At 58.6% G+C, this 4,292-nt stretch carries 2 protein-coding genes and 1 pseudogene; all 3 read right to left on the reverse strand.

Annotation, left to right across the window (positions count from 1 at the left end):
• A pseudogene (locus P792_RS37805) lies at nucleotides 1-509 on the reverse strand (M1 family peptidase); the annotation flags it as partial.
• Nucleotides 510-525: 16 nt separating this feature from the next.
• Complete coding sequence (locus P792_RS33655; RefSeq protein WP_023979739.1) at nucleotides 526-3,051, reverse strand: TonB-dependent siderophore receptor; 2,526 nt, start codon at nucleotides 3,049-3,051, stop codon at nucleotides 526-528.
• A gap of 397 nt (nucleotides 3,052-3,448) precedes the next feature.
• Nucleotides 3,449-4,292, reverse strand: an 844-nt coding sequence (locus tag P792_RS33660; protein ID WP_023979740.1) for an Ldh family oxidoreductase, incomplete at its 5' end; no start/stop codon positions are given.

Genomic DNA, 4,292 nt, shown 5'->3' on the forward strand with positions numbered 1-4,292 from the left:
GGTGCAAGCGGGGTAGGGAGAGAGATCTGCATCCGTGTGTCGGAAATCAGCGGTGTGACAGCAATTTCCTTTCCATGCGCGTCAAGCAAAGCGACACGGTCGATCTGCATCCCCTCGGTGTGGCCATGTGCCTTGAAACGCGCTGGCCTGGCGGCTGCGCCTCGTGAGGTCTCGCGGTAGATATTCTGTTCGAGCTGTAGCCAGAGCACGTTCAGGGTGCTGGGGCTGTTATTGCGGTAGGTGATGGTCTCCTGCCCGGTCAGGCGATGGGTAGGGGCATCGAGCGCGACATCAATGCGGTAATCTGCCCGGTTATGCCAGTAATCGGGGCCAGGCGTCCCATCAGCGGAACGATAGCGATTGATCGCGGTCGGATAATCAATGGGCGCGAAAATATGAGTCGGCTCTGGCTCCGGCCTTGGCCCTGTCTGGGCCGGAGGGGGCGCTGCTGCGGCAAGGAGTGTGGCCAGCCCTGTTGCAGCGCTGGCCTTGAGAAGGGGCTTTGTCACAGCCCGACAGAGCGGCTTAGAAATTCGCATCGACACGACCGAAATAATAGGCGCCGGTCATGGAGAGCGGAGAGGCTGAATCATAGATCTTCGGCCCGAGATAATTCACCACAGCAGGCACCATGCGGGGACGCTGGTTGAAGATGTTGTTCGAGCCGATTGCCAGACGCCAGTGCTTGTTGACGCGATAAGCCACTTCGAGATCAGTGGTCCACACAGGGGTATTCTCGAAGGGCAGGAAGGTGGTGGTGGAATAGCGCACGGAAGACGGTGCGAGATCTTCATAGGTAAGCAGGGTCTTGTAGGAGCCAAAGCGCGTCTCGCGGATATTGACCCCCCATTTGCCGTAATCCCAATGAGCATTGAGGATGATCTTCGAGCGCGGCACGCCCTGTGCCGAAGCCTGTGTCTGGGCGTTGGCGAAAGGATTACCAAAGATGTTGGTATTGAGATGAGTGACGACGGTGCGGTTCAGGTTGAGCAGCAGTGAGAGATCGAGGGAGCCGTAGCGATGCAGCAGGAAGCGGTAATCGCTCTGGATATCCAGACCCTGCGTGCGGGTGCTGGCCGCATTGGCGTAGTAATAGGCCTTGATATTGCTCAGGGAGACGCTGCCGCCTGTTGCGATATCAACCCCCGCCGCCTGAATGGCTTCGAGAGCCGATGTGCCTGCGATGCTGGATGCGGCCAGGATACGGTCACGGATGTTGATCTGATAGACATCGGCAGAGATGTGGAAGCGGTCGACCGGCTCAAGCACGATGCCGCCCTCGGCGCTGGTCGACCGCTCAGGCTTGAGCGATGACGCCCCGATGGAGCGCGCCGCCGTGCTGTTGGCCCCGAGCAGGCCGGAAGCACCTGTCGGAGAAACGCTGAGCGAGCTGTAATGCTCCTCGGCCAGTGTCGGCGCGCGGAAACCGGTGCTGATCGTACCGCGGACTGCGATACGGCGCGTGAAATCATAGCGCGTGGTGATTTTGCCGGTCTCGGTGTTGCCGGCATCTGTGTAGTGTTCGAAGCGACCGGCAAAATCGAGATCCCAATGCTTCAGCGGGTGAAAATCGCCATCGAGATAGCCGGCCCAGACATTACGTTGCCATTGGCCCGCACTGACAGGCGAGATGCCAGCATAGCCGGATGTGCCGCCATAGAGATAGGAAGCGTCATTGCCTGCGCCCACATGATACGTTTCCAGACGATGTTCGGCGCCCATGGCAAACGTCATGGGTGTGGCCATGCCGACATTGAAATTGCGACGCATGTCGAAATTGCTCGTCCACTGCGCCATGCTATAGGTCGCTGCACGGGTGGTCGTCGGGGAATAGCCATACACATTGGCGTAGCTGGAATTATAGGTGTTCTTGACGCCGATATCGTCGTCATCCTGCCCGTAAAGCGTGCTTAGATCCCAGCTGAAGCCGAAAAGATCATCACCCTTCAGGCCAAGATTGGCCTGGAAATTGTTTTCGTCGATCGTCTCAAGAGGGGAGAAACCATAGGGATAAATCGTGGTAGGCGCTGAGGCCCCGGGGAGGCGGTAGTTCTCATAGGCTTCGGCGTGGCGATGGGCATAGGTGATTAGCCCATAGGTGCGCAGGCCCTCGACAATATCCTTGCCCCATTCGATCGATAGATTCTCGCGTGTTTCCTCAGGCGTGCTTTCGATCTTGTTCGAATTGGCAGGCCAGCTCGAACTTGTGGTCCAGCGATGGTCGCGCGTGCTCTTGTTATCAGCCACGAAATGATCGGTGTGGTAGATCTGGCCCGAGATATGAACGAAGCCGTCCTGTCCCCATTTGCGACCGCCATCGGCACCGATCAGATATTGCCACCCATCGCCATTATAGGCGTTTGCGCCTGTCTGGGCGTAGGTATGGATGCCGTGATCACTTTTCTTGGTGATGATGTTCACCACGCCGGCGATGGCATCAGACCCATACATGGCCGCCGCGCCATCGCGCAGCACTTCCATATGGTCGATGGCCCCGGCCGGGATCATGTTGAGATCAACCGGGGTGGTCCCGCCCGCCATGTTGCCGGTGATATTGCGCCGCTTGCCGTCAACCAGCACCAGAACTTCATTGGCCGAAAGCCCGCGCATGCGAATGGATGAGGTCAGGGCTGCCGTATCGTTGCCCAGTGCAGAGACGGTGATGGACGGGTCGAGACGTGACAGGACACTGGCGAGATTGAGTTCGCCAGTACGCTCCATCTGCGCCTGCGTGTAGAGGGTGATCGGCGACGAGCTGTCACGCACCCGACGATTTGAGGAGCGTGTGCCGGTGACGATGATGGCTTCACTGCCGCCTTCCGCATGACTGCTCGCAGCCTTGCGATGAGTGGGCGCAGGACGCGATACAGGGGTGGTTTGCCGGGCAGGGGAGGAAGCACCCGTAGAATGATGCTTATGGCGATTCTGGCCTTGCTGGATCGAGGAGGGGGATTCTGCAAGGGCAGAGGGTGATGAGACCTGGAAGAGGGCAGTTGACGAAATCAGTGCCACGACAAGATTTTTTTTATAAGCCGACCGGTGTTCTGGCATGAATGACGCCCTTCGAGACGATTCCGATATGATACGAATAAGAAATATTCGATCATACCCCATGCTGTCGGGCAATAAATGAAAAGAAAAATTTATGTAACATATAATTATATAATAATCTTATTGGATACTTCCGTTACATGATTGCAGAGACCAAGGAGATGCATCCCGGGTTCTTCAGCGCAGATAGGTTCGGGATAAGGTCATTTGTTGGGGGCGTTCACGGGTGAAAGAACGCAAACGAGGCCGGTCACTGGCAGCGACGGGAGATGAGCGTGTTTGGTGCCTACGCTCTCCCGGCACTGTCTCGCAATTCATGGGGCCTGAGCGGGCAGACCCCATCAGTAGGAAGGTCCTTGCTTGTGTGAGCGATCCTCGTTCGAGATACCCCGCGGGCTCAGCCAGAAAGGCCGAGAAGGCGCTCGGTATCCGGATCAACCGGGATGCCATTCAGCAAACGTTTCGGCGCCTCTTCCCACTCCTTGTCGCCCGGTGCGCATACCGGCACGTCCGGCTCTGCTGGCGGCGAATTGCGCAGCAGGTCGAGGTAGCGGGCCATTTCCGCCTCGAAAGCCTCCTGCCCGATAAATCTCGCCGGATCAAAGGCGACCATGATGTGACCGACATTCTGTGGTTTGTGACCTTCCTGCGCCTGGGCCGTCGTGGTCATGATGGGATCAGGGTCTGCGCCGGAGAGTACGGCGGAGAGAATCGTGACGAGCCCCGCCAACGCTGCGCCCTTATGGCCATAAGCCATCCCGCCAAGCGGCTGCAGAAACCGGGCCTGACTGGCATCGAGTGTCGGGTGCCCCTGTTCGTTCAGCGCGACTTCGGGCGGTAAAGGCAGGCCCAGGCTCCGGTAAAGCTTGACCCGATTGAACGGGATGGAGGATGTCGCCATGTCGAGCAACCAGGGTTCCCGGTCACGGACAGGGGCCGCCATGGCGATGGGGTTGGTGCCATGAAAAGGGGTACGTCCTCCCGCCAGCGCGACAGCGGGGTCGGAATTGCTCAGGACCAGCGATACAAAACCCTGTTCGGCTGCCACCAGAGCATAAGCCCCGCCCGCGCCATAATGGGTGGAGTGATGCACCGTCACGGCACCAATGCCCGCATGGCGTGCCAGAGCGATCGCCTCATCCATGGCTTCATAGGATGCAGCATGGGCGAGACCGAAATCGGCGTCCAGACGCCCGGTTGCCGGGGCTGTCCGGGTAAAGACGCGTTGCGGCTGCCTGTTC

The organism is Asaia sp. SF2.1 (genome assembly GCF_000505765.1).
Taxonomy (GTDB): domain Bacteria; phylum Pseudomonadota; class Alphaproteobacteria; order Acetobacterales; family Acetobacteraceae; genus Asaia; species Asaia bogorensis.

Excerpts from the sequence above, each read along its gene's own strand:
- P792_RS33655 (WP_023979739.1), bottom strand. The coding sequence starts at position 3,051 with ATGCCAGAACACCGGTCGGCTTATAAAAAAAATCTTGTCGTGGCACTG.